This is a genomic window from Nostoc sp. DSM 114161 (assembly GCF_052692665.1).
Genome location: NZ_CP195141.1, coordinates 2646841 through 2673768 on the forward strand (window position 1 = coordinate 2646841; position 26928 = coordinate 2673768).

The 26928-nt window shown below is 42.0% G+C and carries 24 protein-coding genes and 1 tRNA gene; 19 read left to right on the top strand and 6 right to left on the bottom strand.

From position 1 onward, the window contains the following. Positions 1-16: 16 nt before the first annotated feature. The 5 genes from NSTC745_RS11525 (at position 17) to NSTC745_RS11545 (ending at position 4020) form a co-directional block, all read left to right on the top strand. A complete protein-coding gene (locus tag NSTC745_RS11525) occupies positions 17-265 on the top strand; it encodes a UPF0175 family protein (protein WP_445637254.1) in 249 nt (82 codons plus the stop codon). 481 nt (positions 266-746) lie between these two features. Then, on the top strand, positions 747-881 hold the full coding sequence (locus tag NSTC745_RS11530; RefSeq protein ID WP_445637255.1) for a hypothetical protein: 135 nt from the start codon (positions 747-749) through the stop codon (positions 879-881). Between the two features lie 48 nt (positions 882-929). Then, positions 930-1112 (top strand): hypothetical protein, encoded by a 183-nt coding sequence (locus NSTC745_RS11535; protein WP_445637256.1) that lies wholly within the window; start codon positions 930-932, stop codon positions 1110-1112. Between the two features lie 97 nt (positions 1113-1209). Then, positions 1210-2007, top strand: a complete 798-nt coding sequence (locus NSTC745_RS11540) for a Uma2 family endonuclease (RefSeq protein ID WP_445637257.1) — start codon at positions 1210-1212, stop codon at positions 2005-2007. A gap of 768 nt (positions 2008-2775) precedes the next feature. Beyond that, positions 2776-4020, top strand: coding sequence for a protein kinase domain-containing protein (locus NSTC745_RS11545; protein ID WP_445638582.1), 1245 nt, complete (start codon positions 2776-2778; stop codon positions 4018-4020). 408 nt (positions 4021-4428) lie between these two features. Here NSTC745_RS11545 and NSTC745_RS11550 read toward each other — a convergent pair whose 3' ends face one another. Further along, positions 4429-5337, bottom strand: coding sequence for a c-type heme family protein (locus NSTC745_RS11550; RefSeq protein WP_445637258.1), 909 nt, complete (start codon positions 5335-5337; stop codon positions 4429-4431). 296 nt (positions 5338-5633) lie between these two features. On the opposite strand from NSTC745_RS11550, the gene NSTC745_RS11555 reads away from it, so the two are divergent. Beyond that, the gene (locus NSTC745_RS11555) at positions 5634-7550 is read left to right on the top strand and encodes a protein kinase domain-containing protein (RefSeq protein WP_445637259.1); all 1917 of its coding nucleotides are present in this window, start codon (positions 5634-5636) and stop codon (positions 7548-7550) included. A 232-nt stretch (positions 7551-7782) separates the two neighbouring features. Further along, on the top strand, positions 7783-8673 hold the full coding sequence (locus NSTC745_RS11560; RefSeq protein ID WP_445637260.1) for an SDH family Clp fold serine proteinase: 891 nt from the start codon (positions 7783-7785) through the stop codon (positions 8671-8673). 541 nt (positions 8674-9214) lie between these two features. Here NSTC745_RS11560 and NSTC745_RS11565 read toward each other — a convergent pair. Beyond that, entirely contained in the window at positions 9215-9892 is a 678-nt protein-coding gene (locus NSTC745_RS11565; protein ID WP_445637261.1) for a peptidoglycan-binding domain-containing protein, read from the bottom strand. Positions 9893-10171: 279 nt separating this feature from the next. On the opposite strand from NSTC745_RS11565, the gene NSTC745_RS11570 reads away from it, so the two are divergent. From NSTC745_RS11570 to NSTC745_RS11610, 9 genes are all read left to right on the top strand, one after another. Next, positions 10172-11611, top strand: coding sequence for a hypothetical protein (locus NSTC745_RS11570; RefSeq protein WP_445637262.1), 1440 nt, complete (start codon positions 10172-10174; stop codon positions 11609-11611). Between the two features lie 238 nt (positions 11612-11849). Beyond that, a complete protein-coding gene (gene rimP / locus NSTC745_RS11575) occupies positions 11850-12311 on the top strand; it encodes a ribosome maturation factor RimP (protein ID WP_445637263.1) in 462 nt (153 codons plus the stop codon). A 254-nt stretch (positions 12312-12565) separates the two neighbouring features. Next, positions 12566-13867 carry a transcription termination factor NusA gene (gene nusA, locus NSTC745_RS11580; protein ID WP_445637264.1) on the top strand — a complete coding sequence of 434 codons (1302 nt, stop codon included), beginning with the start codon at positions 12566-12568 and terminating at the stop codon, positions 13865-13867. A 148-nt stretch (positions 13868-14015) separates the two neighbouring features. After that, positions 14016-14285, top strand: a complete 270-nt coding sequence (locus NSTC745_RS11585) for a YlxR family protein (protein WP_445637265.1) — start codon at positions 14016-14018, stop codon at positions 14283-14285. A 112-nt stretch (positions 14286-14397) separates the two neighbouring features. Next, entirely contained in the window at positions 14398-14637 is a 240-nt protein-coding gene (locus NSTC745_RS11590) for a hypothetical protein (RefSeq protein ID WP_445637266.1), read from the top strand. Between the two features lie 136 nt (positions 14638-14773). Continuing rightward, positions 14774-17914, top strand: a complete 3141-nt coding sequence (gene infB, locus NSTC745_RS11595; RefSeq protein ID WP_445637267.1) for a translation initiation factor IF-2 — start codon at positions 14774-14776, stop codon at positions 17912-17914. 96 nt (positions 17915-18010) lie between these two features. Continuing rightward, on the top strand, positions 18011-18646 hold the full coding sequence (locus tag NSTC745_RS11600; protein WP_445637268.1) for a low-complexity tail membrane protein: 636 nt from the start codon (positions 18011-18013) through the stop codon (positions 18644-18646). A 119-nt stretch (positions 18647-18765) separates the two neighbouring features. Continuing rightward, positions 18766-18963, top strand: coding sequence for a hypothetical protein (locus tag NSTC745_RS11605; protein ID WP_096541352.1), 198 nt, complete (start codon positions 18766-18768; stop codon positions 18961-18963). A 433-nt stretch (positions 18964-19396) separates the two neighbouring features. After that, positions 19397-21088, top strand: a complete 1692-nt coding sequence (locus tag NSTC745_RS11610) for a DUF1565 domain-containing protein (RefSeq protein ID WP_445638583.1) — start codon at positions 19397-19399, stop codon at positions 21086-21088. 503 nt (positions 21089-21591) lie between these two features. On the opposite strand, the gene NSTC745_RS11615 is transcribed toward NSTC745_RS11610, so the two are convergent. Beyond that, positions 21592-21885, bottom strand: coding sequence for a DUF3493 domain-containing protein (locus NSTC745_RS11615; protein WP_445637269.1), 294 nt, complete (start codon positions 21883-21885; stop codon positions 21592-21594). A gap of 33 nt (positions 21886-21918) precedes the next feature. Here NSTC745_RS11615 and NSTC745_RS11620 point away from each other — a divergent pair. The 3 genes from NSTC745_RS11620 to NSTC745_RS11630 all read left to right on the top strand — a co-directional run bounded on the left by NSTC745_RS11620 (position 21919) and on the right by NSTC745_RS11630 (position 22772). Further along, a tRNA-Thr gene (locus NSTC745_RS11620) sits at positions 21919-21990 on the top strand. A 247-nt stretch (positions 21991-22237) separates the two neighbouring features. Continuing rightward, entirely contained in the window at positions 22238-22447 is a 210-nt protein-coding gene (locus NSTC745_RS11625) for a toxin-antitoxin system, antitoxin component, Xre family protein (protein WP_445637270.1), read from the top strand. After that, on the top strand, positions 22434-22772 hold the full coding sequence (locus tag NSTC745_RS11630; RefSeq protein WP_445637271.1) for a type II toxin-antitoxin system PemK/MazF family toxin: 339 nt from the start codon (positions 22434-22436) through the stop codon (positions 22770-22772). The genes NSTC745_RS11625 and NSTC745_RS11630 overlap by 14 nt, the downstream gene beginning before the upstream one ends. Positions 22773-23051: 279 nt before the next feature. Here the strand turns inward: NSTC745_RS11630 and NSTC745_RS11635 are convergent, their stop codons facing one another. The 3 genes from NSTC745_RS11635 to NSTC745_RS11645 all read right to left on the bottom strand — a co-directional run bounded on the left by NSTC745_RS11635 (position 23052) and on the right by NSTC745_RS11645 (position 26781). Beyond that, on the bottom strand, positions 23052-24095 hold the full coding sequence (locus NSTC745_RS11635) for a M42 family metallopeptidase (protein ID WP_445637272.1): 1044 nt from the start codon (positions 24093-24095) through the stop codon (positions 23052-23054). 288 nt (positions 24096-24383) lie between these two features. Continuing rightward, positions 24384-25331: a glucosamine inositolphosphorylceramide transferase family protein gene (locus NSTC745_RS11640; protein WP_445637273.1), complete on the bottom strand. Its 948-nt coding sequence runs from the start codon at positions 25329-25331 to the stop codon at positions 24384-24386. Between the two features lie 229 nt (positions 25332-25560). Then, positions 25561-26781 carry a glycosyltransferase gene (locus NSTC745_RS11645; protein ID WP_445637274.1) on the bottom strand — a complete coding sequence of 407 codons (1221 nt, stop codon included), beginning with the start codon at positions 26779-26781 and terminating at the stop codon, positions 25561-25563. Between the last annotated feature and the right edge of the window lie 147 nt (positions 26782-26928).

A 26928-nucleotide genomic window follows, 5' to 3' on the forward strand; every position in this document is an offset into this window, starting at 1 on the left:
CGCACAATCAATATATATGAGCGTCATTATATCCGATGAAACCTTAAATGCCTGTGGGATGACCGCAGCCGAATTCAAGCAGGAAATTGCATTGCTATTGTTTCAGTCTGGTAAATTGCCTTTAGGACACGCCAGCAAGTTAGCACAAATAAATAAAGTACAGTTTCGACAGCTGCTCAAAGAGCGCAAAATTCCTCTTTACTCTTATGATATAGAAGATTTTGAACTCGATTTAAAAAACTTGCGGGAGTTAGGCAGGTTGTGATTGTAATTAGTGATACTTCACCAATCACCAACCTAGCTGCAATAGGTCAATTAGACTTACTTAGGCAACTATATAATACAATTAAACGAAAACATTCTCACTTCAAATCACAATGTTCTCGTTTCAACCCAAAACATTCTCACTTCCAGAAGAATCTTTTGCTATCAAAAATCAACACCACCCTAGAGAACATTTCCAACTCGTTCGTCCCTTGGTGGGAATTAGGCAATATACAAATCAATTATTACCAAAGTTAGCCAACCCAGGATATGTAAAAAGGGTGCGTCAAATAAATATATGAGCAGCTGTATTCTGAATTAGTTAATAGTTATGCGGGCTGGTATGTTGCTATTGAACCGGATAGCGGCGATTATTTTCTCAATACCAATAAAGCTTTAGCCCAACAGCTAGCAAAACAAAAAAATCCTTTTAGACTAATTTGTACCTTTCAATTAATTCCACAGGAACATAGTTCAACAATTTGATTGAAGGAAAATTTAGCAACCAAGGCGAGTTGATTTTTGAAATCGACCTCGTAGCATCCGATGGTTTGGTTATCACAGTTGATGCACTATTCGATAGTGGTTTTACCGACTGGTTAGCAATTAATACTTAAGATGCTCTCTCGCTGGGATGGGAACTTGTGGAAAGTGAAGAAACACGTATGACAGCACAAGGAGAATCCCAGTTTGATATCTACACTGGTAGAGTTAGTTTAGATAGTCAAGAATTTAATATTTCTGTAATTGCTGGAGATCAAATTGCCGAAGTACTTCTCGGTTTACCTTGGCTTTTGACCAGAAAATTAGTCGTTGATTTTCCTGAAGGTCTACTAACTTTAGGATAAGTCATATCTTGCATCAAGTCTCTTATTCATTCAAGGAGTAAAATATAGATAATTTATACGATTTACTACGAAAAATCAAAAAAAGGCCTACGTTTTTATGACCTTTTCTGCTAACTATATCCCCCAATCCGATCCCCCACTTCCTCCTTGGGAAACGCTACCCACAATGTATGATTTACCCAGCGACAACCCAGAGGAACCAGGTTTGCCAGACGACTTTCACTTTTTACAACCCCTACTTTTATACTTAACTTTTCAGCCAATAAACTGGAACCCCGAACTAGTTTACAGTGCTGCTGACCTGAATCTTTACTACACAATCGAGCATCCTTTGTGGTACAAACGTCCTGATTGGTTCGGTGTAGTCGGCGTACAAAAACTATACAAAGGTGAGGATTTACGTTTAAGTTATGTAACTTGGCAAGAACCAGCAAAACCTTTTGTAATTGTGGAATTATTATCTCCAGGCACAGAAGACGAAGATTTAGCTACTAAACAAAATACAACAGATAAACCTCCTAGCAAATGGGAAGTTTACGAACAAATTCTGCGGGTTCCTTACTATGTTGTTTTCAGTCGCTACACTAACGAACTGCAAGCATTTCAGTTAGTAGGCGGTCATTACGAACCGATGAATTTAACTGACGGACGCATACTAATGCCAGAGATTGATTTAAGTTTGGGCTTATGGCAAGGTTCGTTTCGAGATATTGAAAGGTTGTGGTTAAGGTGGTTTACTTTAGCAGGAGAATTAATTCTTGAACCGACAGAAGAAACTGCTGTGGCGACTGAACGAGCTATAATTGCTGAACAAGAAGCTGCTCAAGCTAAACGAAAAGCAGAACAACTAGCAGAACGTTTACGTCAGTTAGGCGTCAATCCTGATGAAATATAACAATCCTAAATGAGAAAGTGAAATATTGCATAAAGGTTTGTTGACTGTCAACGGTTAACAGCCATAACAGATATTTTTCACAACTGAAATGGGATTGCTATAAATTAATTATTGTAACTGTAGATATTTTTTCTTTATTTTTTATTAATTTATGTTACTAAGAACCAGCTTTTACAAAAAAGAGAATAAACAATAAAAGTAGAAATTACTCTATTAAGGAGGATAATTTTCTATTTTAGAAGAATAGTCGCCGATCCTGAAAGCTTGTATATTTAGATATAGCAACATTAGGTTGCACAAAAGTTAATTTTTAAGAGCGATCGCACATAAAGTACTTGAAATAAATATAATATTTTAGTTTGATAAATCTATAGCAACTTCAGTTTTGCCGAAAAACTATGAAGTCATGCTACCTAGCTGTTTCCAGGCTTAGTAGCGATCGGGCTACTAAGGCTAAGATAAACTTAAACAGCCAATCTAAAAAGCGATGCCCAAAGCACTCGCAGATATTACCGCAGACACGGGGTATATCCTGGCTGCTAAAATACTTAATATTAAGTAGTACTAAATTACTAAAACTTACTCAAGAAAAAATTGCTAATTTGGTCACACAAGACCATCTAGAGATTGTAGAAAAGTGTATTTCCTAATATTGACAGTGGTGTTAACCTCTATTTTATAGATGATATAAGCCTTTATCTGCTAGAGTTTCTGACTTTCAGCAACTAAATAATTTATCACTAATGTAAGATCGCTAGGAGTGCGATGATGTCACAGTCCCCTTTGACAAGACCAGAAATAGCCGCTGGAACTCTAATTGATAACCGCTATATTATCCAAAAACTTTTGGGACAAGGAGGATTGGGGCGGACTTATTTGGCGTTTGATACCCGTCGCTTTAATGAAGCTTGCGTTCTCAAAGAGTTTGCACCTATTGGTACGGGCGAAAGTGGACTCGAACAATATCGTAACTTATTTAAAAGAGAAGCTAAAATTCTTCACCAACTGCAACATTCTCAAATTCCCAAGTTTTTGGCTTGCTTTGAAGGAGACGGCCGGCTGTTTTTAGTGCAAGAATATGTCGATGGTAAAACATATTCTCGGCTGCTAGGAGAACTTCAACGCCAAGGAAGAAGTTTTTCCGAACGCGAAGTTATTCAATGGCTAAAAAACCTGCTGCCTGTGTTGGAATATGTCCACCAACATAACATTATCCATCGAGATATTTCCCCTGACAACATTATGTTGCCAGACGGCAAAGATTTGCCAGTACTGATTGATTTTGGTGTCGGTAAACAAATTACTGATATCAACGAAACCAAAACTTCAAACCAAGTAACTTTCGTCGGTAAAATGTCCCTCGTTGGTAAAGTAGGATACGCACCTCGCGAGCAGATTAGCTTGGGTTTATGTTCTCCGTGTAGTGATATTTATGCTTTGGGAGTAACAGCTATTGTACTGCTCACAGGTAAAGATCCATCCTTATTAATGGATCAGTATTCCTTAGAATGGAACTGGCGTTATTATGCCTATGTTACTGATGGTTTCGCTCAAATACTCGATCGCATGTTAGCCGATAGACCCAACAAGCGATACCAAACAGCAACAGAAGTAATTGCAGATTTAGAGCTTCTCGAACAACCACAAGTAATGATGTCTCCGGCGATAGCGAATGATTTGCCTCCCACCGTATTTAATCCTGAATATCGGGCTATGTCGGCAATCTCCGACTCATATAACCAAATGGGAGAAACTTTCTTTAGTTCGCCCGGTTTACCTATGAGTCCACAGATTGAGCAAATTGAACAACAACAAGCTTCTCTTAATCCAGCATTTGTTAAACGCTGTCAGCAAGAGTTAGCTTACCACATCGGGCCGATGGCAACTCTAGTTATAGAAGAAATATTGGCTCAAAATCCTTACATTCCACCTGACCATTTTGTAGAATTGATAGCCGCAGAAATTCCTAACTTTCAAGCAGCTTTTGAATTTAAAAAAAGCTTATTTTCGTAGGCATTTAGAATTTAGAATTCAGAATTCAGAATTCAGAATTCAGCATAAATTATCAGCCGCTGGCTGATAGCGCAGCAGCGCTAGCAAGTAAGGGCGTACCATCCACAGGGTAAGAGGTTGTTTGAAAAGTGGTTGGGTGTCATTTTAGGCACTTATCGATCCCCCCTAACCCCCCTTAAAAAGGGGGGAACAAGAATCAAAGTCCCTCTTTTTAAGAGGGATTTAGGGAGATCTAGAACGTTCTGCTACTTAGAAGAAACCTTTTCAAACATGGTCTAAGGCTGTCCGCCCTTAGAATCACCTGTACCTTACCAAGATGGAATCTGCCATATTAAAATTCCATCTCTCCATCGTAAGACTATTCTGACTCCTGAATTCTGACTCCTGAATTCTGAATTCTGGCATTTCTTAATCTCCCGTGCTTCCATGAGTACGTTTGATTCGTTTCATTGCCATTTCTAAGCTTAATTGCATCCGCTTAAAAGCTCTAGCTAGATTACCAATTTCATCATTAGACATCTGCTCAAATTCAACTTCCAAATGTCCCGTACTGACTTCCTCCGCGATGCGAGTCATGCGTTTGAGAGGAATCACAACTTGCCGATTTAAGAAAAAGTTAACTAACAGAATAGTTGCGATAAAAATCGTTGATACAATCAGAACAATTAGTAAAGAAGATTGATTAGCTTTATTGATAACGTTATTAGCTGGTACTGATATAATTTGAGCGCCAACAATTTCATTCAGCTTCCAGCCAAATCCATTGGCTGTACCATAAAGAGTAATCATGCTTTGAGGTGCAGCTTCAGGTACACTGTGACACTTCAAACAGCTTTCTTCAGAAATTGGCAGCGGACGAGCAATATAAAAAATATCTCCACCAGGAATTGAGCGAAATCCACTCACTTCTTTTAAGTCTGGTTTATTTCTGAACTTTTCTACAATTTCTGTCTCAAAACCGTCTGCTTTATCTCGAAGATTTGTAGGATTGAGAGTTGCTTCTTTATAAAAGAAGTCACGGTAGTCTGGTGTTTTCCGCAAAATTTCAAATACCTCCCGTGCTGAGTATGCAGGTACGCTTTGCGGCAAAAACTCCGTTGCTAATTTATCAGCTAACTCTGGATTTACTTGAGTACTGGTGTATTTACGGACAGAACTCATTGTTTGCATCAGCATCAGAGCTGTTGAGCTAATATCTTGTTTGGCATTCTCCCTCAGCAAAGAAGAAAGAGCAAATCCGCTTAAGCTCAGACCAAACATCAAAATCACTACTAGCAGAATTGTAAACTTTTGTTTCAAATTCAAATTCTTCAGCATAATTTTAGATTACCTACAAGTCAAATTATTATGAACAAATATGGCTAAAGTTATCGTTAATCGGATGAGCAACCAAGTTTCATATTTTGGTGTAAAGGCATAGTTTAACTAAAACTATAAGGATATATCCAACTTTATACTATTAATTAATAGTAACTATTGAGGTGATGAAAATGTTATCTAAGTAACTAACTTCAGAAAGCTACAACAACAATACAAATGGAATTCCCAAAAATTCGTGTTGGCTGTTCTGATACCGTGCCAAAATAAATACCAGAAAACGTCAAATATTACTAATGGTGTGGAATCCAGGAAAGTCTTTATTCGGAGGGCGCTACATTATTGAAAGCCAACTAGGCGAAGGTGGAATTGGCATTACTTATCTTGCCAGAAATCAAAGAAATCAACTGCGAGTAATCAAAACTCTCAAAGAAGAAATCCTGAATCACCCCGCTTGGATACTCCACCGAAATAAATTACGGCAAGACTTCCGTGATGAAGCCGTTCGGCTGGCTGTGTGTCACCATCCTCATATAGTACAGATAGAAAACGTCTTTGATGAAGGAAATTCGCCTTGTATGGTAATGGAGTACATCCAAGGCGAAGACTTAGGACAACGCTTAAAGCGGGTAGGTTTGCTATCAGAAACAGAAGCACTGTTATATATTCGGCAAATTGGCGACGCTTTAACGCTGATTCATTCTAAAGGGCTGTTGCATCGGGATCTCAAACCGCGCAACATCATGATTCGCATTGATAAATCAGAAGCAGTGCTGATAGACTTTGGCATTTCTAGAGAGTTTATTCCCAATGCAGTTCAAAGGCATACAGTGTATCGTACTCCTGGTTTTGCCCCACCCGAACAGTATGAATTAGAAGCGCCACGAGGAGAATATATTGATATTTATGCCCTAGCCGCGACTTTGTATAATTTGCTTACAGGAGTTGTACCAACAAGTGCAGACGATCGCCGTCACAATGTTAATTTAGAACCACCACAATACTTTAATCCCAACATCAGTAATAGAGTAAATCAAGCTATTATGTGCGGCATGGATTTGGAGTCAACTTATCGTCCCCAGTCCGTGCAGGAGTGGTTGAATTTACTTGAAGGCGATTTTAGAGAAGATTTAGCAACAATACCATTATCTTTAACGAGGAAGCCCAACCAAGAATCACCCAGACCCGTTGTCCAATCACCCGGGCCTGTTGTAATACTAGATCGGCAGAACTGGCAATGCATACAGACCCTTAAAGGTCATTCTAGTATGGTTCATGCGATCGCCATTAGCCCAGACGGACAATATCTTGCTAGTGGCAGCAACGACAAAACTATCAAACTTTGGCAACTAAGTACTGGCAAGCAAGTGCGTCAACTGGGTCGTTGGTTTTCCGGCCATTCCAGCATGGTTCATTCCCTTGCCTTTAGCCCAATTTCCCTAAATTCTTCTTATCAAGGAGAGTCTGGCAGAACTGGAGGGTTCACAGATATCAACTCCGGAATTTTGGCTAGCGGTAGTTGGGACAACACAATTAAATTGTGGGATATCAACACAGGTAAAGAAATTCGTACTCTCATTGGTCATACCAACTGGGTAAATTCCGTCGCCTTCAGTCCAGATGGCAAACTGCTCCTTAGTGGTGGTGCTGACTGTACGATTAAACTCTGGCAGGTACACACTGGCGTAGAAATCCAAACTTTCAGAGGTCATAGCGACCCAGTTTCATCAGTCGCCTACTCTCCCAGAACAGCTACAACCAACAACCAGGAGAGGCAGCTGATAGCTAGTGGTAGTAATGACTGCACCATCAAACTGTGGCAAGTATACACAGGCAGAGAAATTCGCACGCTTGTTGGACATACCTTTTTTGTCAACTGTATCGCCTTCAGTCACGATGGAGAAATCATCGCTAGTGGTAGCGGCGATAACACAATAAAACTTTGGCATGTCAACACAGGCAGAGAAATTCGCACCCTTACTGGTCATTCTGATTCAGTTTGGTCAGTCGCCTTTAGTCGAGATAGGCAATTTCTTGCTAGTGGTAGTTGGGACAATACTATCAAACTGTGGCATTTTCACACTGGTACAGAAGTTAGCACACTAACAGGGCATTCCAGCTATGTTAGATGCGTCGCCTTCAGCCCTGATGGACAAACCCTAGTCAGTGGCGGCGATGACGATACCATCAAAATTTGGCGACGAGGGAAGTGAAGGAGATGGGGCATGGGAGGCAGGGGGGGCAGGGGGGGCAGGGGAGGCAGGGGAGCAAGGGAAAAGGAAATAAATTTAATTTTTCCCCCTTACCCCTTTCCCTTTCCCCATCTCCCCATCACCCCATCCCCCCATCCCCCCATCCTCTTCTAGCCCTGCGATAGAATTGCGATCGCCCAAAAATTGTCACAATAATGGCGGCAACCGTTATTTTTGAACAATAAATAAATTTATGGGCTTTGGTATTGGCGATTTATTTTGGATTTTCCTGCTTCTTACTTCTTTGCAACCCCTTTGGCAAAAACGCCAAGTAGAATATCGGCGCTTGCGTGCTTTACAGGAATTCCAACAGCAACGCAAAAGTCGGGTGATTTTGTTAATTCACCGACAAGAGTCCATTAGCTTACTGGGAATTCCCTTATCTCGCTACATTACTATCGAAGACTCAGAACAGATACTGCGAGCAATTCGTCTCACTCCCCCAGATGTGCCAATTGACTTAATTTTGCACACCCCTGGTGGTTTGGTTTTAGCTACAGAACAAATTGCTAGAGCATTAATTCGCCACCAAGCAAAAGTTACAGTCTTCGTACCCCACTATGCTATGAGTGGCGGTACCATGCTAGCTCTGGCTTCTGATGAAATTGTTATGGATGCCAACGCCGTTTTAGGGCCAGTCGATCCCCAACTCGGTAACTACCCAGCAGCTAGTATCGTCAAAGTAGTCGAAGATAAACCCATCAGTGAAGTTGATGACCAAACTTTAATTATGGCTGACCTCGCACGTAAAGCAATACAACAAGTACAACGCTTTGTGCGGACTCTCCTCAAAGACAGTATACCTAAACAAAAAGTTCAGCCAGAAAATATCGAATCGATTATCGAAGCCTTAACAACTGGACGCGTTACCCACGACTATCCCATCACTGTTGAGGAAGCTACAGAAATGGGGCTGCCCATAACCGTAGGACTGCCCAATTCTATTTATGATTTGATGGATTTGTACCCACAGCCACAAGGAGGGCGACCCACTGTCCAGTACATTCCTATGCCTTACAATGACCGTAGTCCAGCTCTACCTGTGCCCAAAGGCAGACCTTTAGAAGAACCCAATAATCCCTAATTCCTAACTCAAACACACAACAACTAATACCAATTCGCAATGGGCTACGCCCCGCTATGCTAACGCAACGCCAGAAATTCAGATTATATCTAGGTTTCAGGTTTGAATCTGTTGCCAAATTTTTGAGAATTGGTATAACTTTCTCAGAGGCTGCACGCATCTTTGCCGCAGTCGTCCTTATTGATGCCAAGCAATAGCTTTACAAATATTAGGACTTACGCACGCTCTACGAATCCTTGGCATTCTTCTCTACAAGACGCCGCGCGTACCCTACCCTTCTCCTAACAAAGACGCTGCGCGAACGGGAACGCCAAGGGCGAACAGGAAGCCGCTTCTCTTCTCCTGTCGGAGACGCTCCGCGTAGCTTGCTTCCCTGTAAGGGTACGCGTCTACGATAAATTGAGCTTTTTGGTCATTTTTGCGTAAGTCCTGAAATAGAGAAGCCTACACTAACCCAAAGGGTGGTGTAGGAAATTTCACGAATTAACAACTACAAAATTATCTTGAGTTGAGGCTTCGAGGTAGGAATTGCTCCTGGTGATTAAGGTGTAGACGTAGGTGAAGGAGTTGGGCTAGCAGTTGGTGTAGCCGTCGGTGTCGCTGTTGGTGTAGCTGTCGGTGTCGCAGTTGGCGTCGCTGTCGGTGTCGCTGTTGGTGTAGGACTCGGTACAGTTCTCGGTTTAGTGGTCGGTTTAGTGGTCGGTTTAGCCGTTGGTGTCGGTGATGGCTTAGGAGTTGGCTGACCCACAAGTGCCTTTGCTTCTCCATCGAGCTTTTGCCGGAGTGCTAAATTAGCAATCCCGGTTTCTTGCAACTGATTTTTCTTCTGGTATTCCTTCACCGCCGCTTCAGTCTGAGGCCCATAAAAATTATCGCGGGGAAGAGGAGGATTTGGCTTCACCACCGCATTCAAATTCCCTTGCAGAATTTTAACGATGTTAGCAGCATAAGCTTGGGTTTGTGGCCCCGCTATCCCATCAACTGGTTTTAGCCTATAACCAGTCTGAAATTCACGAATTGCTTTTTTGGTTTCTTCATCCGTCAACGGCGTATTTGTTACCTTGACGTTGTAGCCTAATCCCCGCAACACAGCACGAAATTGCTGTGGCGTGTAACTACGTTGAGGAGCTGCAAAACTTGTATCTACAATTACTATGCTAGCAGTTAACAGGCAGGTAGCAGCAAAAGTTGTGCTTGATTTTCCAAACCCACACCACATAAATGAAAACTCCTTTGGCTTAAATCAGGAGGATTATAGACGTTAACAGCTGCATTTTAAGTTTCTTTAATAACTTTTTTCATAATTGTTTAATGATTTTTGAATAATTTGTAATTTATATTTGTCAAACTTAAATGACTCTATAAAAACTAATCTGTGTCATCCATCAAAAGAAGTATCTTATATTAGCGAAGATAATTGGTTGTCGAAATTTGGTAGTTAATAAATCAGACAATTGATAATGAAAAGCAAGTAAAATGTATAATTTAAAACAAAAAAATGAAAAATATAAAAAATTCTGAGAAGCGCAATCTGTGGTTTGAAAGATTTATGGCAATCCTGGCCACAGTAAATTTAAGTTTAGTTTTGTTTGATTTAAGTTACGTACATTGGCGGGATTTATACTTACAAAAACTTCCCCAAATTGTCCATATTTATGACCCAATCAAAGGTATTGAACCGCATCGAGAGACGAAAAAGTATCTAGAAAGCCTAGACGCATTAGAAGAACAAGTCAGCCAAACAGGATTACAGTCGCCTGAAGTCAAAAACAGACTAGAGGAAATAACTCGTCTTAGCAACGAGATGATTGACACTAACCCATTTGCAGGGGCGAATAAGAGTGGTACTCTAGAAAAAATCAAAAATCGGATGCGCGATCGCATCGACAATGAATCTGCAAAACAGTCCTTTGCCATTTTTTGGAGTCAACCGTACCTAACCCAAAAAGGCTGGCTGCAAGAAATTAATTTTTTCAACCAAAGAATCCGCCCTTTAATTGCCACTAACTACTACCGCCGAATTGGGGAAAATGGCGAATATATCAATAATTTCTGGATTATTGACTCAGTATTTGTGATTTTATTTGCCCTAGAATTGCTGGGGCGTACCTTTTTAATCAGACGCCAACATCGTGGTTTAAGCTATTTAGAAGCACTCTTGTGGCGTTGGTACGATCTGTTATTATTAGTACCATTTTTGCGGTGGCTACGAATTATACCTGTATTAGTTCGTCTCGACCAAGCAAAGTTATTAAGTTTGTATCCAGTGCGCCGACAAATTAATCAGGGAATCGTCGCCAATTTTGCCGAAGAACTGACAGAAATTGTAGTGGTAAGGGTAATCAACCAAGTTCAGGGTTCAATTAAGCGGGGTGAATTAATTCGCTGGCTGTCGCAACAAGAAAATGTGCGTTCCTACATAGATATTAATAACGTCAATGAAATAGAAGCGATCGCAGGTCTTTTGGTAAAAACAGTTGTTTACCAAGTGCTACCCGAAATCCAACCAGCGATCGTTGCGATTTTGCGTCACAATATCGAAACCGTCATCCATCAAGTTCCCATCTACCGCAACCTCCAAAACCTTCCAGGCGTCGGGCAAGCCCAAACCCAACTCAGCGAACAACTAGCAACCCAAATCACAACAAATCTTTATAAAACTTTAGTTAGTGCTGTTGAAGACCCTGTTGGTGCAAAACTCACTACTCAACTAGTACAAAGTTTCAGCGACGCCTTGAAAGGGCAAATCAAAGAAAAGCACTTGCTTGGAGAAATTGAGAGTTTACTTTCTGACTTCTTAGAAGAAATCAAACTCAACTACGTTCAGCGTTTGTCCCAAGAAGATATCGAACAAATCATTGAGCAAACCAGACAACTACGAACACAGGCATCACTTCCAGCAGTACTCGATAAAAGCACCACTATTCCAGGGAGATGAGGTAGGGAAGGCAGGGGAAAAGGTTAAAGGTTAAAGGGAAAAGGAATAAATTTAATCTTTCCCCTTTTCCCCTTACCCCTTTCCCTTTCCCCATCCCCCATGTCCAATGCCCCACTCCAAAAGAAATGCGCTAAACTCGAATTAGGGCGAACCACCATTGGTTCGTCACAAGACTTCTTGGAAGATATCCCTATCGCAGGAAGTGGGTCGATGCCCACTTTTTTTATTGAATTTTCTCATGGCTCATCCCTTAATACCAAAAATTATTGATTTGGCGACACCAGTGGCAGAAGAACTGGGATTAGAACTAGTTGGTGTGGTTTTTCACACTAACCAAAGTCCACCAGTACTGCGGGTAGATATTCGCAATCCTCAGCAAGACACTGGGTTAAATGATTGTGAGAAGATGAGCCGTGCTTTAGAAACCTCCTTAGATGCTGCGGAAATCTTTCCAGATGCTTATGTCTTGGAAGTGTCCAGTCCTGGTATTTCGCGGCAATTGGTCACCGACAGGGAGTTTATCTCTTTTAAAGGATTTCCCGTCATTATCTCCACTTCCCCGCCTTATGAGGGACAACAAGAGTGGACTGGTCAGCTGATTCGCCGGGATGAGACAGCAGTTTACTTAAACCAAAAAGGTCGTGTAGTCGAAATTCAGCGCTCTCAAATTACTAGGGTGCAGCTAGACGAACGTCGATAAATAAATGACTAGAGACTGAGGATTAAAGACTGAGGATTAGGGATTGGAGATTAGGGATTAGGAACTAGGAACTGGGGAAGCAGAGGAGCAGGGGAGCAGAGGAGCTTCAGTGCAGAGGGGAAGTTGCAGTCAGTCTTTCCCATCTGCCCTCACCCCTCCGCCCCCCTGTGTCTTACCATGCCCCAATCCCCAGTCCCCAATCCCCAATCCCCAGTCCCCAATCCCCAGTCCCTAATTTTTAAAGGAGATTGCTTATGTCAATGGTTACCTTACCTGGATTAAAAGAACTAATTGAAAGTATTAGTCGCGAACGTAATTTACCTCGTCTTGCAGTTCAATCAGCTATTAGAGAAGCACTACTTAAAGGCTACGAACGTTATCGCCGCGCCCAAAATCTAGAGCGCAGACAGTTTGACGAAGATTATTTTGATAATTTTGAAGTAGAACTGGATATAGAAGAAGAAGGATTTCGCGTTCTTTCCACTAAAATTATTGTTGAAAAAGAAAAACTCAATAACACAGACCATCAAATTTCTTTAGACGAAGTTCAACTTGTAGCTCCCGAAGCGCAGTTAGGCGACTCTGTAGTGCTGGATGTGACACCAGATCAAGGAGAATTTGGCCGCATGGCAGCCATGCAAACCAAGCAAGTACTAGCGCAAAAACTCCGGGATCAACAGCGCCAGATGGTGCAAGAAGAGTTCCAAGATTTAGAAGGAACCGTTCTGCAAGCAAGAGTCCTGCGCTTTGAACGTCAATCAGTAATTTTGGCAGTTAGCAGTGGCTTTGGTCAGCCAGAAGTGGAAGCGGAATTACCAAAGCGCGAACAGTTACCCAACGATAACTATCGGGCAAACGCCACTTTCAAGGTATACCTCAAAAAAGTTTCTCAAGGTCAGCAGCGAGGACCGCAGTTACTAGTATCTAGAGCCGATGCTGGTTTGGTAGTTTATCTGTTTGCCAATGAAGTACCAGAAATCGAAGACGAAGTAGTACGGATTGTTGCCGTAGCTAGGGAGGCAAACCCCCCTTCCCGTTATGTAGGTCCCCGGACTAAAATAGCAGTAGATACTCTCGATCGCGATGTAGACCCAGTTGGTGCATGTATCGGAGCTAGGGGTTCGCGAATTCAAGTTGTAGTCAACGAATTACGCGGTGAAAAAATAGATGTAATTCGCTGGTCGCCAGACCCAGCAACATATATCGCTAATGCTTTAAGTCCAGCACGAGTAGATGAAGTCCGCCTGATGGACCCAGAAACCCGGCAAACTCACGTACTAGTGGCTGAAGACCAACTGAGTTTGGCCATTGGCAAAGAAGGACAAAATGTCCGTTTAGCAGCACGCCTGACGGGCTGGAAAATTGATATTAAAGATAAAGCGAAGTACGATCGTGCGGGAGAAGATGCTAAATTTCTAGCTTCTAGAGCTAAATATCAAGCAGAGCAAGAAGAGGATGAAGATGATGTTGATTTTGAGGAATTAGAGGCTGAAAATCAAGACGACTTAGAAGAAGAATTAGATAATGATACTTTTGATGCTGAGGATGAAGAATAATTTATCAATCTTGTTAAATTTTGTTACTGTTGATTTTAGTCCCAATCTCAAAAATTTTTTGTTGAAAACGAGTTGGTATAAATAAAAAATAGTAATAACGAACTTCTTTCTACATCCACAATGCAGAACCGAGATCCTAACAAAACTGATGAAACCAAATTATCGGCGCTGTATTAGCTGCCGCAAAGTAGGTTTAAAAGAAGAGTTTTGGCGGATTGTACGCGTCTTTCCTTCTGGAAAGGTACAATTAGATCGGGGCATGGGGCGTTCCGCCTATATTTGTCCGCAAGTGAGTTGCCTACAAGCAGCTCAAAAGAAAAATCGACTGGGGCGATCGCTACATGCATCAGTGCCAGAAACGCTGTATCAAAGCTTGTCGCAACGTCTAGCCAGCAATAATACCCAAAATCAAATTTAATTATTTGGAACAACTCAGTGGCGTCATCAATAGAGAAATTGTGCGAAAGTCGAATTAATCGCGCCTTTCTCATATTCTCTGTCGAACGCTAGGGTTAATGCCAAAATAGTAAATGGGTGTAGAAAGCATTCGACTCTTCGATCGAAAGAGGGGTAAGGCAACACTCCCAGAACAAAATGTACTCGATTGTGTTGTGGAAGACTCAGAATCAGCAAAACAAAAAACTACAAAATGGCAACCTGGTAGCGCTCAGGCGCAGTTCGGCGTCAAGGGTTCCCATAAAAATCTTTTATTTAAAAAATTTTTATGGGCATCTCTCAACCATCATTCTTGGTGGGGATGCCATCATTAAACCGAAACATCTCTCTTTCCTGATTGGAGGCACCGGCAAAATCACCAAGGGCAACCTAAAAACAGTAATCAAAGGATGGAGATGTCGCAAACCAGGCAGCCATCCGCTAAAACTGTAAATTAAAGGGGAAGAGTGGATGAACAACGGCAAAGTTAGAATCTATGAATTATCAAAGGAATTGAATTTGGATAACAAAGAGCTATTAGCAATTTGCGACCAGCTCAACATCGCGGTCAAAAGCCATAGCAGCACGATTTCAGAATCCGAGGCAGAACAAATTCGTACCGCTGCACAAAAACTCGCAGCGACAAATGGGACGCCCAGAAAGGAACCAGGTACAACCAGCCATAAATCAAATTCACTACCAAACGGCGGACGTAACCGACCTGCTGCACCCCACAAACAGCAAATTTTGGAAATACGCAAACCGAAAATATTGAGAAATACTACCTCCAACGCCTCAGAGGCGTCAGTTGCTACCAATACCCAAGCTGCTTTGTCTGAAGCTAATCCTCCCTCACCTCCACGGCCTTTCGCTACACCAGTCTCACCCATGAAGCCGACGGCACCAACTCGACCCGTACCCCGGAATCAATCTGAGACCACAGAGCAACCTCCTGTTAAAGACTTGGAACAAACACCTCCTCCAAATCAGCCACAGGAAAAACCAGTTGCCCAAAAATCGGAAAAAGTAATTCCACCCAGACCGAAACCGGACAAGCCTCAAAAACCGCAATTAGTTGCGCCACCGGCCAGGCCAGCAGCGGAACAACCACAGGTAACCGAACAGCAACCTCCGGCAGACAAACCGATCCTCAAACGCGAACGTCCGCGGCCCGCAGAAGGCGATCGCGACCATCAAATTATTAAGCCAAAAGTCGCTAAGCTGCCAACAGACCAGGCCTCGCCAGCGGCACCACAAAAACAGCCTCGTCCCACCACTTTACCCGGCAAACCGGAACCAAGAGGAAATCGGCCATCAGCGCCATCACCAATAGGAGACGGGCAACGACCAAGACCTGCTCGTTCTGGTGAGGCTGTAGCAGCAGCAATGCCAATTGCTACTCCACCAAGACATCTGTCAGCAATAGCGGCGAAAACTGAGGTATTAGGTGACGAGCCAATCGCCCCCGATCTCCTGGATTTAAAACGCCCAACTCCGCCCCGGCCAGCCAAAGGTGGCAAAAAGTGGGTAGAAGAAGAAATCATCGACGAAGTTAAAGAAAAAGCAGGCAAAGCCGGCGTCAAAGGCAAGCGAACCAAGCCAATACTTCTGGATGATGACGAATTTGAAGACGATTTACTCGATGATGACGATTTAGACGCACCAGCCACCGTCCAAGTCAGCCTTTCCATCGCCCGTCCCCCCAAACCCAAATCGACTCGGCCCGCACAAGCCCCAGCGGCAGCCTTGGTTAGTGCCCCAACAGCAAGAGGTAAAAAATCTACTTCTAACCGCGACCAAAACCGTCGCCAAGAAGTCGAAACCAAGCGCGATCGTCCAGAAAAAGTCGTGGTGACAGGGCCAATGACTGTCCAAGAATTGGCTGACCTGTTGGTTGTTGCCGATACAGAGATTGTGAAAATCCTGTTCCTCAAAGGCATGGCAGTCAGTATCACCCAAAATCTGGATATTCCAACAATTACTCTGGTAGCAAAAGAACTAGAAATAGAAGTTGAAACCGCCGAACCAGAAGCAGAAGCTCGGAAAGTTACGGAAATGGTCAGCGCCGAAGATATGGAAAATCTCCATCGGCGTCCGCCAGTAGTGACAATTATGGGTCACGTAGACCACGGTAAAACAACTCTACTTGACTCGATTCGTAAAACCAAAGTAGCTGCTGGGGAAGCAGGTGGTATTACCCAACACATAGGTGCATATCATGTGGATGTAGTACATGAAGGCAAACCACAGCAGATAGTCTTCCTAGATACTCCCGGTCACGAAGCCTTTACAGCCATGCGGGCACGAGGAGCGCGGGTAACAGATATTGCTGTGTTGGTAGTAGCTGCGGATGATGGCGTTCGTCCCCAAACCATTGAAGCTATTAGCCACGCCCAAGCAGCAGGAGTACCCATTGTCGTCGCCATCAATAAAATTGACAAAGAAGCTGCCCAGCCAGACCGGGTGAAACAAGAACTGACTCAGTATGGTTTGACAGCAGAAGAATGGGGCGGCGACACAATTATGGTGCCGGTGAGCGCTATCAAAGGCGAAAACTTGGATACGCTCTTAGAAATGATCCTCTTGGTAGCAGAGGTAGCAGAATTATCTGCCAACCCAGACCGCGCTGCCAGAGGAACAGTCATTGAAGCACATCTGGATAAAGCTAAGGGAGCAGTTGCTACCCTGCTAATTCAAAATGGTACCTTGCATGTGGGAGATATGCTCGTAGCCGGCTCCGCCTTTGGTAAGGTGCGGGCAATGGTGAACGACAGAGGCGCAAGAGTTGAAGCCGCTTCTCCATCCTTTGCTGTTGAGGTATTGGGCTTAAGTGATGTCCCAGCAGCCGGCGACGAGTTTGAGGTATTCGAGAACGAAAAAGAAGCCCGAAACCTAGCAAGCGATCGCGCCGACAAACAACGCCTATCCCGGCTCCTGCAAGGACGCGTCACCCTCACAACCCTCTCAGCTCAGGCACAAGAAGGCGAGTTGAAAGAACTCAACTTGATCTTGAAGGGAGACGTACAAGGTTCTGTGGAAGCCATTGTGGGAGCGCTGAAGCAAATTCCCCAAAACGAAGTCCAAATTCGGATGTTATTGGCTACCGCCGGGGAAATTACCGAAACAGATATCGACTTAGCATCAGCTAGTAACGCTGTAATTATTGGCTTCAACACCACCTTTGCCAGTGGCGCAAGACAAGCCGCTGATGAAGCGGGTGTAGATGTTCGGGAATACAACGTTATCTACAAACTCTTGGAAGATATCCAAGATGCCTTGGAAGGTCTTCTCGAACCAGAGTTGGTGGAAGAACCCTTGGGTCAAACCGAAGTCCGTGCGGTCTTCCCAGTCGGTCGTGGTGCCGTTGCTGGGTGCTACGTTCAATCTGGCAAGCTAGTTCGCAACTGCAAAGTGCGGGTGCGACGCGGCGGTAAAGTGATTTATGAAGGCGTGCTGGATTCCCTCAAACGGATGAAAGAAGACGCCCGCGAAGTCAACGCTGGTTATGAATGCGGTGTCGGTATTGATAAATTCAATGATTGGGCTGAAGGTGATATCATCGAAGCCTATCAAATGGTTACCAAGCGCCGTACTCTCACCTTAACAAGATAGTGCTCTTGGTAAAATGGTTAGAAGTTAGGAGTTAGGAGTTATGAGTTAAAACTCTCTAACTCCTAACTCTTAACTTTTAACTCATAACTTTAATATATGGCTTCATTTCGCTCTGAACCAATCTTGTGGATTCACGTCGCTGGATTAGCAACGTTACCTATTTTTTCAATACTCTGCTTATTGTTCCTGTCTGTGGGCGAGCCGTTTTTGCCCGTCTGGATGGAACTATTCTTAGTAGCGACCATTGGTGTTGTGCCGCTGCTATGGATGCAGCTGCGTCGCCCCTTTTACATCTTTGGCCTTTTGGGAATAGCCTTAAAGCCAGAAAATTTGACTGAGCGGCAGCGAAAAATTCTTTGTTTAACTAATACAAAGTTAAATCGTATTTTAGCCCTAGCGACATCAGTATTGTCGATTTGGGCGTTGTGGCATATCTATCAATTTGCTCCATCAGTAGCAAATACAGCTAAATTTTTACCGCAATGGCGCAGCCTTGGTTTAATACTTGCCGCCTTAGCCTTTTTAGCCAGTAATTTATTTTTACAAATACCCATTAGTGTCATGCGAGTTTTAGTGACTAATGACACAGAATTTGCGGCCATAGAACCGTTATCTTTAGACAAGATTAAACAAGATTTTACAATTCTAGGCGTGCGGGTTAATCAAATGTTGCCCCGATTGTTTGAATCTTTGTTCGCAAGAAAAATAGATTCACAGCAGCCCCCAGAGTAAATATTATTTTATTTGAAGTGGCTAGTAGCAGACGCTCTTACGCCGGGACGCAAAGAAAAACTAATGACTAATGACCAATGACTAATGACTAATGACTAATAACAGAGGAATGAGGAATTATGGCTCAAATTCCAGCTTATAGCGATCGCCAATTTTCTGCTGATAGTGAAATTTGGTATAGCCTCAAATGCGCTATCTCTAATAGTTCCGGTTTTCAACGCTGGCAACTAGAACGCGGCGCTCAATTACAAGGACTTCGCTTAGAACAGCAGGTACAACGATATTTACGAGAAACTTTAGAAACTTTAGCTTATTAGATACCCAGCAAATTTTCTAGGTAACGAAGTTGGTGGTAGACTTTCTCCAAGCGATCGCCACTGCTTCCTATAATGACATCCCAGCATAATTAATTGCGAAATCCAGCTATAGTACTTTGACTCAGCAAGGAATTTAAGCCCTTGTTTGGTTAATTGAGACTTTAGCTGGATTTTGCTTTGCTGTACTATTAGGACTTGACAAGGCTGATTCTCTACTCCTACGCAAGTCAAAAATCAGATCCGATTGCCATAGTAAAATTTTCTGAATTAAAGTATATAACTTATGTATAAGTTCTGTGATTTATCTCAGGAATTTAGCTGAATCAGTGCTTATCATTCGGTATAGTTTTGCATGGGTTTTATAGCAGCTTACAAAACTGCTAGCTTTAACCTTGTTCGACATACCGTAATTCAGCACATCACAGACTCAAAAATGAAACATCGGGGTTTTCAGACTTCTCCAGCGAAAAATTTTCGCCTTCTTTCTCGCAATCATCTCGGATATAGCCTACGCATAGCAGCCGGACTAACGGCTTTGTTAGTTGTTTCCGGTGGGTCAATCGTACTACCTGGTGAGGTAAATGCTGGCGCTACTCACCCAGAAGGTACCGTCCCAATCACAGCCCAAGTTCCCACCACTGCAACAGTCATTTACGTTAATCCTACAACTGGTGCAGATAACACTGGTGCTGGTACTACGGCTAATGCACCTTACAAAAGCATAAGTTTTGCTCTTAGTCAAGCCCAACCAGGGACAACAATTCAACTTGCACCTGGAAATTATAGCCAGGAAACTGGGGAAACCTTTCCCATCTTGCTCAAACCAGGGGTAACACTGCGGGGCGATGAAGCTACTAGAGGTCAGGGAATATTAATTTCAGGTGGAGGTTTCTACACTAGTCGCACCTTTGCCAGACAGGACATTACCATCCTTGCCGACCAAAATACGACTATTACAGGGGTCACTGTCACCAACCCAAATAGCCGAGGTACTGGTGTTTGGGTGGAATCAACGAATCCCATCATCAAAAACAGTACTTTTACTAACAGCATCAGAGAGGGCGTTTTTGTCACTGGTACAGGCAACCCCAAAATCGAAAGTAACATCTTTGTGCAAAATAAAGGCAACGGAGTTTCAGTTGCTAAATCTGCCCAAGGAGAAATCCGCGGTAACTTATTTCAGGATACTGGTTTTGGTATAGCGATCGGTGGTACTTCTACACCCTTAGTTGTAGAAAACCAAATTATCGAAAACCAAGACGGTCTTTTTATCTCAGAGTCAGCTAAGCCCGTATTACGTAAGAATGTCATTCAAAACAATAAGCGGGATGGTGTTGTCGCGACTGTTAGTGCTTTACCTGACCTTGGTACCAATGAAAATCCTGGTGGTAATCTGATTCGTAATAATACTCGTTATGATGTCAACAATGCTACTAAAACTGGTACAATTCTCGCTGTTGGCAATGATATCGATCAAAAACGAATTGCTGGTTCGGTAGATTTTGTTGCCGCAGTTGTTGATGTACCCCCAGGAGGGGCTGTCGCCTTTAAAGATGTGCCAGCAAATTACTGGGCAAAAGCCTACATCGAAGCCTTAGCTTCCCAAAATATTATTGCTGGGTTTCCTGATGGTACTTTTAAACCCAATGAACCTGTAACCCGCGCTCAATTTGCCACCATTATCACTAAGGCTCTGACACCACCAGCCAAGCGCCCAGCTATTAACTTTAAGGATGTAGCAAGCAATTTTTGGGCTTTTGCTGCAATTCAATCTGCTTACCAAAGTCAATTTGTTTCTGGTTATCCTGATGGTACTTTTAAACCACAACAACAAATTCCCAGAGTGCAGGCGTTGGTAGCTTTAGCAAATGGTTTGGGCTTAACTGCCAACGATCAAAGCGTTCTTTCGTTTTACACCGATGCGGGCCAGATTCCTAATTATGCGATCGCCCCTGTTGCTGCTGCAACTGTACGCCAACTAGTAATCAATTATCCGACTGCTAAGCAACTCAATCCTAATCGTCAGGCGACTAGAGCTGAAGTTGCTGCCTTTGTTTACCAAGCACTTGTTAATAGTGGACGTGCCCAACCAATTCCTTCATCCTATTTGGTAACAGTTCAATAGACCTCTTGCAAAAGTGCTTTTTGCACTTTTGTGGGAAAAGGGAAAAGGGAAAAGGTTAAAGCGAAAATAACAAACCTTTTCCCCTTTCCCCCGCCCCTTATCCCCAGAGGGGACCCCACCTTCCCCTTTTCCCGACTTCTGCAAGAAGTCTAATAAAGAGTGCTGTAAAGGCTTAATTGATTAATTGAAAACGCCAGACTGATAAATTACCAGTCTGGCGCTTCCAGTATTGTGAATTTTATTAAATCTCAGGTTTGAGTTATAAAATTTGGGGTCTTTAAATATAGTTGACCCCATTTGAATCTAATTGAGTTTATAGTCAGGGTCTTTATATTGGCTGACCCCGTTTCAACGATTTTTAGTTTCTCAGAAATTTTTACTTTTTGAAATTTCGTAATAATTTCTTTATTTTTTCTTTCCTGATATTTTAATTATTATCAAAATATTTAAGCTTATAAAGATATGTAAAAATACCATCGCAAAAATTAACAATCCAAATGGATTCAGGAATTAGTATTTTTACCAGATTTGCGGCTTTCTTGGCGATGCTGCTCCCAGCGCCAGAGAAAAACCATCAATGTAACGATTCCTATTTGGAGGGCCAAATTCGGCAAAGCGCTGTCAATATCGCGGCCTGCAAGCACTCTGAAAAAAAAGATGAATGCCCCAATTAAACCAGAAGCACCAAAAGTAATATAAAAAAATTGTCGCAAGCCGCGATAAGGGGCTGCCATTTCTGCTTTGAGACGGTTATATTGTTCGGGGCTGAGACGATTTTTGGAATTTGGATTTACCATAGATTAATCATGCTATACTATTGGATTGTGTACGCCGATGTGGCTCAGTGGTAGAGCAGCTGATTCGTAATCAGCAGGCCGTGGGTTCAAATCCCATCATCGGCTTTTGTCAAGTATTACTAAACACTAAAGTTTGGCATAAAGCAAGCATTTAGCCAAATCAGTGTCAAAAAATAGCATAGCTAGATTGAATAACGATGCTGATTCAGGCTAAAAATTCCCAAAAATTAAACTTCCAACTGAGTTTCGCAGAAGGCTTTTAATAAATTAATACAGTTAGCGATCGCTTTGATGGTTAGGGAACACCAAAAACTATAATGAGTGTATAACGTGGGTTACAAGAATCTAAACAATGCAAGTTGATAGCATTTTAGAGCAAAGGCTACTTGAAAAACTTCGGCAGCTGTCTCCTGAAGAAGTTTTGCTAGTTGAAGATTTTATTGATTCTTTAGAGAAGCAGAAAGCAGACAGTAGCCTTACCTTCGCAGCGGCAAAACTTTCTGAACCAGTTCTGCTTAAAATTTGGGATAAGTCTGAAGATGCAGAATATGACACATTATGAATTTGGTGATGTCATTTTAGTGCCGTTTCCTTTTACTGACCAAACTACTACAAAAAAACCTCCAGCAGCAATTGTGAGTTCTAATAGCTATCAACGCGAGCGTTCCGATTTAATATTGATAGCTATTACAATTCAAGCGAATCCAGCAACTTCCTTTGGTGAAATCACAATTACAAAATGGCGAGTAGCTGGTCTTCTTAAACCTTCAATTATTAAACCAGTTTTAACTACTATAGATAAAGAGCTAGTAATTAAAAAGTTAGGTCAGCTTGAAGAACCAGATATTCAAGCTTTGCGAACTCTTCTTCTAAGTATTTTGGGTTGATATAGAAATCTGATTTGATTATTGAAAAAATCTAAGTATGTGTAGGGTGCGTTATTACGAAGTGTAACGCACCTGATTCTGGGCTTTGGTGCGGCGCTTAGCGACAACACACCCTACATATTTGTTCAAAAATCAAATATAAATTTTATATAGCAATCCTATTTAATTTCGTTCAAATTTACGATGTCAAGATATCCGACTTATTTAATAAGTAGGATATCTAGCTTGTGAGACGGTAACCAAGAAAAAGAATTTCATCTCAATGAAAAGCTGAAATTCTCACTGCGATTCAGTTTCAGAGAAGGCTTTTAATAAATCAATACAATTAGCGATCGCTCCTAAATGAGCAATTTCATAACCGTGGGTATTTTGAGTAGGAAATGCTAAACAAGCAGCACGTCCAACATGTCCAAATTTCATGGCAATTGAAGCATCGCTGCCAAATCCACTCAGAGTTGTAAACTGAATTGACATATCCAATTGCTTAGCACATTGGCGTATTTGTCCATTTAATCCCTCATCATATATCCCGTAAGCATCTTGAGATAAAAGTACGGGAATTTCCCCATCTTTAACAGGATATTCCTCAGATAATGGACAAATTTCTAACGCAATTAAGGCATCTAAAGGCTGATTTTGAGTAAAAAATAATGCGCCAATTGCCCCGACTTCTTCTTTTGCTGAAGCCACCAGATAAACATCGACAGCTGGCTGTTTTAGGCTTTCAGCTAAAGCTAACAAAATGGCAACAGAGGCTTTGTTATCTAATGTGTAACTCCCAATATGATCCTTTAATCTAATTGGCGACTTGCGATGTTTGCCAATCACCATTCTCGTTCCAGGTCGAATCCCAGCACTTTCTAGTTCAGCCGTAGTGCGTTTGGTTTCAATCCAGGCATTTTCCCACTTGACGCTAGTATCTTCTTGCTGGACTTTTTGCGGAGATTCGTGGGAAACGTGGCGGGAACCAAAGCTGAGAATCCCACTGATGGTTTCATTGTCTCCCAGTAAATCTACCACACCTTCGCCGTAAACCCACGGGAAAGACCCGCCGAGTTTGCGGACTTCAACGCGACCTTCATTGGCGATATTTTTAACAATCCCACCAATTTCATCTTTATGGGCTGTAATGGCAATAGCTCGGTCTGGACTTCGCCCAGGAATTTTTGCAATAATGTTGTCGGCGCGATCGCACCAGACTTCTACACCCAGTGCTGTAAATCGTTGGATTAACAACTGGTTAATTTCGGCTTCTGCACCACTAGGAGAATGATGCATCACCAACTCTGCAATAATTTGAAATAAGCGATCGTAATCCCACATTAATAATATTCTTGTCAACTGTATGAGACGATTGTGCGCTAGAAACCAGACCCGCAGTCGTAAGTGCCGACCTTTTTTGCTGGCGCTTGAGTACTCCTACTGTACCGAAAGTAGCAACTGCCAACAATGTCCCCAACTCTGTCGAAGGTTCAGGAACAGACTTAGCCTCAATCGCCGCCAGTGCAGTGTCCGCTATCCCCTGATGAGTAACGGTGGTTGGGTGGTAATAATCCCAGATGAGAAACTTGTTGTTGACTGGATTACATATATATATCTCGATGTCTATTGTCATCCTCTACCATCTACACAAGCAATCCATCGATCTTCATGAATGAGATGAGGATCGATATGATGCATTCCAGAACTATTCCAACCATAACCACTTGGTGTCAGCACCAGACTTTTTTCTATTTCTCTTTCTTGATAATTTGTAGTTGTTAACTCGGTAATTTCAAATGCTCTTACCTGAGTACCATAATCTGGCTGACAGTCTTGAGTAAAACGAATAATTTTATCTTTCATCACTAAAACTCTACCACCAGGTCTAGCAATATGTGCATTACCATTAATAATTGGACTTTTTGGGTGTTCCAACCAATTGCTAAGCAAATCATCAGCATAATAAAGACGGAGAGTGTCAAGTTTAAACTGAGGATTAGTTTCAGCAAACATCCACCATTTGTCAGCGTAACGAAAAATAGAAGGATCTAAAAACAATCCCTCACTTTTGATATTCCCAATAAAATCCCATTTTAGGGGAAATTTAGAAGCTTTATAAAGTCGAATCGAGTTAGCTTGATAACTTTCTGGAATTAGATAATATTCATTTTGCCATTCAAAAACGTATGGATAAGATAAGTGAAATGGTTCTGCTAATACAATCTGTTCATACTTCCAGTTAAGTGCATCCTGACTAGTGGCACATCCAATTTCTCCCCGACGCGTACTTTGATTAAAAACTTCAAAGAACATGAACCAGGTTGATTCAACTTTCAGCATAAAAGGATCGGCAACAAACCTTGCTCTGATGTCTGAGATCTGGCGACGAGTCATCACAGGATTTTTGACATCCAAAGGAGCAGTTAGAGAAAAAGGAGATTTGCCACTATAAATGCCAATTGACCATCTTTCTTTACTACTTAATGCTGCTAATGGTAGCTGATTTGCCATTGATACTGGCAGGCTATTAACTACTAAATAATGAAATTCTTTGATAATTTTTTTTAGGTATTTCATTGATGAATTATGTTTACAGTAACATCTGATTTTCTTATAATTAAATTTAACACTTAAAAAGTATCGTAGTTTTGAAAAAGTACTTTACCAAATTGGGAAGTTTTACTATTAATCAACTGAAGAAACATTTGCTCTAACTCGCCGAAATGTTTCTCTTAGCAAGAAATACCGCGATTTTGACCACCTAATATTTCTGTATTACCAAAAAATGAAGGGATGATTAAAATATTCATTCAATTAATTCAGTCAAAAATTTTGCGAATTGCTGGTGATTTTTGCATGAATCAAAAAAATTTCTCTGTATAGAAATAGCCTCTTGTCTGAGAGAGTAGTAAGTCTCAGGTTTGCGGAAAATCTCCGCGATTTTATTAACAGCGATCGCCACATCGAAATCTTTTTCCAAAAGGATACCACCACCATCAATGAGCATCTCAGGCACAGCCCCAACAGCTGTAGCAATAATAGGAACTCCAAAACTCATAGCTTCCATAATTGAAACTGGCTGTCCCTCTGAGGCACTTAAGTTAATAAAAAAAGAAACTTCGTTCGTCTGTAAAAAAGACATCACAAACTCGTTTGGCTGCCGACCAAGTGCTTTAACAGTGAGGTTAGGAACAGAATCAAGATCGCTTTCTATACCGAGTTCGTCTTTTGCAGCCCCAATGTGAGTCCAAGACACACTCAAATCAGGATTAATTGCTGCAAACATAGAAATAAATTTTGCAATAAGTGGCAAACGTTTTACTTTCCTGGCATAAGAACACGAGAGAAATGAAATTTCACTTTTATGACCACTTGCATTAAAAGGTGCAGGGGTATGAGATTCAACACCAAGTTTATGCACCGCGATTCTCGATGGTTCTGTTTCATAATGCGCCATCAAATAATCACCTGCTGAGTTTGATAGCACCACAATCTTATCGACAAGGCGCACAAGGTTATGGCGATATGGAATCCACCCTCGGTTTTGCTCTCTCTCAAGATAAATATCGTAACCGTGGGCGCGAGTAACAATCAACTTTGCTCTCGCCCATGCCAACCCAATTGTCTCGCCAGCGAACCAATAAGTATAGAACAAGTCAAATTCACACAGCTTGCTACTAAACATGTTGGCGCTAACTTCTGCACGTATACTGTCCTTCCAAAATTTCTTGCGGAAAAGTAGTGATGGTCGCTTCAATAGCTCACCCCAAAACTGTGGATTTTTTAACAAATTCAAGGAGCATATACCAACATTTCCTACTGAATAGGCATTAGCAAGCTCGTCAGATATTACAACTTCCTTAGGAATATCCGAGTCAATCGTACTAAACTTTCTAACAGGCATTATTGTTACCTGAAAGCCAGCGTTTACAAGATAGCGAAGTTCAGGCAAAATGAATACTTTCTCAGTAGACCCCTTTGCTGGATAACTATTCGTAATTAAGAGGATTTGTTTCCGAATATGCATTTTAAAGTTTTACTGTTTAAAGAATGAATAATATGTTTGAAATTATGCAGACAAATCCAAGATATGGTTCTTTATCACTTCATGTGATAGATCTGCCTGCTAAAAAGTCTGAAACTATTACTAGACAATAAAAGCAGTCATTAATTT

Coding starts and splice junctions, on each gene's coding strand:
- NSTC745_RS11560 (WP_445637260.1), top strand. CDS start 7,783: ATGGGCTTTGGTATTGGCGATTTATTTTGGATTTTCCTGCTTCTTACT.
- NSTC745_RS11535 (WP_445637256.1), top strand. CDS start 930: ATGACAGCACAAGGAGAATCCCAGTTTGATATCTACACTGGTAGAGTT.
- NSTC745_RS11545 (WP_445638582.1), top strand. CDS start 2,776: ATGTCACAGTCCCCTTTGACAAGACCAGAAATAGCCGCTGGAACTCTA.
- NSTC745_RS11635 (WP_445637272.1), bottom strand. CDS start 24,095: ATGTGGGATTACGATCGCTTATTTCAAATTATTGCAGAGTTGGTGATG.
- NSTC745_RS11615 (WP_445637269.1), bottom strand. CDS start 21,885: ATGGTAAATCCAAATTCCAAAAATCGTCTCAGCCCCGAACAATATAAC.
- NSTC745_RS11570 (WP_445637262.1), top strand. CDS start 10,172: ATGAAAAATATAAAAAATTCTGAGAAGCGCAATCTGTGGTTTGAAAGA.
- NSTC745_RS11630 (WP_445637271.1), top strand. CDS start 22,434: ATGACACATTATGAATTTGGTGATGTCATTTTAGTGCCGTTTCCTTTT.
- NSTC745_RS11640 (WP_445637273.1), bottom strand. CDS start 25,331: ATGAAATACCTAAAAAAAATTATCAAAGAATTTCATTATTTAGTAGTT.
- NSTC745_RS11590 (WP_445637266.1), top strand. CDS start 14,398: ATGGGTGTAGAAAGCATTCGACTCTTCGATCGAAAGAGGGGTAAGGCA.
- NSTC745_RS11565 (WP_445637261.1), bottom strand. CDS start 9,892: ATGTGGTGTGGGTTTGGAAAATCAAGCACAACTTTTGCTGCTACCTGC.
- NSTC745_RS11555 (WP_445637259.1), top strand. CDS start 5,634: ATGGTGTGGAATCCAGGAAAGTCTTTATTCGGAGGGCGCTACATTATT.
- NSTC745_RS11605 (WP_096541352.1), top strand. CDS start 18,766: ATGGCTCAAATTCCAGCTTATAGCGATCGCCAATTTTCTGCTGATAGT.
- NSTC745_RS11540 (WP_445637257.1), top strand. CDS start 1,210: ATGACCTTTTCTGCTAACTATATCCCCCAATCCGATCCCCCACTTCCT.
- NSTC745_RS11645 (WP_445637274.1), bottom strand. CDS start 26,781: ATGCATATTCGGAAACAAATCCTCTTAATTACGAATAGTTATCCAGCA.
- NSTC745_RS11525 (WP_445637254.1), top strand. CDS start 17: ATGAGCGTCATTATATCCGATGAAACCTTAAATGCCTGTGGGATGACC.
- NSTC745_RS11550 (WP_445637258.1), bottom strand. CDS start 5,337: ATGCTGAAGAATTTGAATTTGAAACAAAAGTTTACAATTCTGCTAGTA.
- infB (WP_445637267.1), top strand. CDS start 14,774: ATGAACAACGGCAAAGTTAGAATCTATGAATTATCAAAGGAATTGAAT.
- NSTC745_RS11610 (WP_445638583.1), top strand. CDS start 19,397: ATGAAACATCGGGGTTTTCAGACTTCTCCAGCGAAAAATTTTCGCCTT.
- NSTC745_RS11585 (WP_445637265.1), top strand. CDS start 14,016: ATGAAACCAAATTATCGGCGCTGTATTAGCTGCCGCAAAGTAGGTTTA.
- nusA (WP_445637264.1), top strand. CDS start 12,566: ATGTCAATGGTTACCTTACCTGGATTAAAAGAACTAATTGAAAGTATT.
- NSTC745_RS11625 (WP_445637270.1), top strand. CDS start 22,238: ATGCAAGTTGATAGCATTTTAGAGCAAAGGCTACTTGAAAAACTTCGG.
- NSTC745_RS11600 (WP_445637268.1), top strand. CDS start 18,011: ATGGCTTCATTTCGCTCTGAACCAATCTTGTGGATTCACGTCGCTGGA.
- rimP (WP_445637263.1), top strand. CDS start 11,850: ATGGCTCATCCCTTAATACCAAAAATTATTGATTTGGCGACACCAGTG.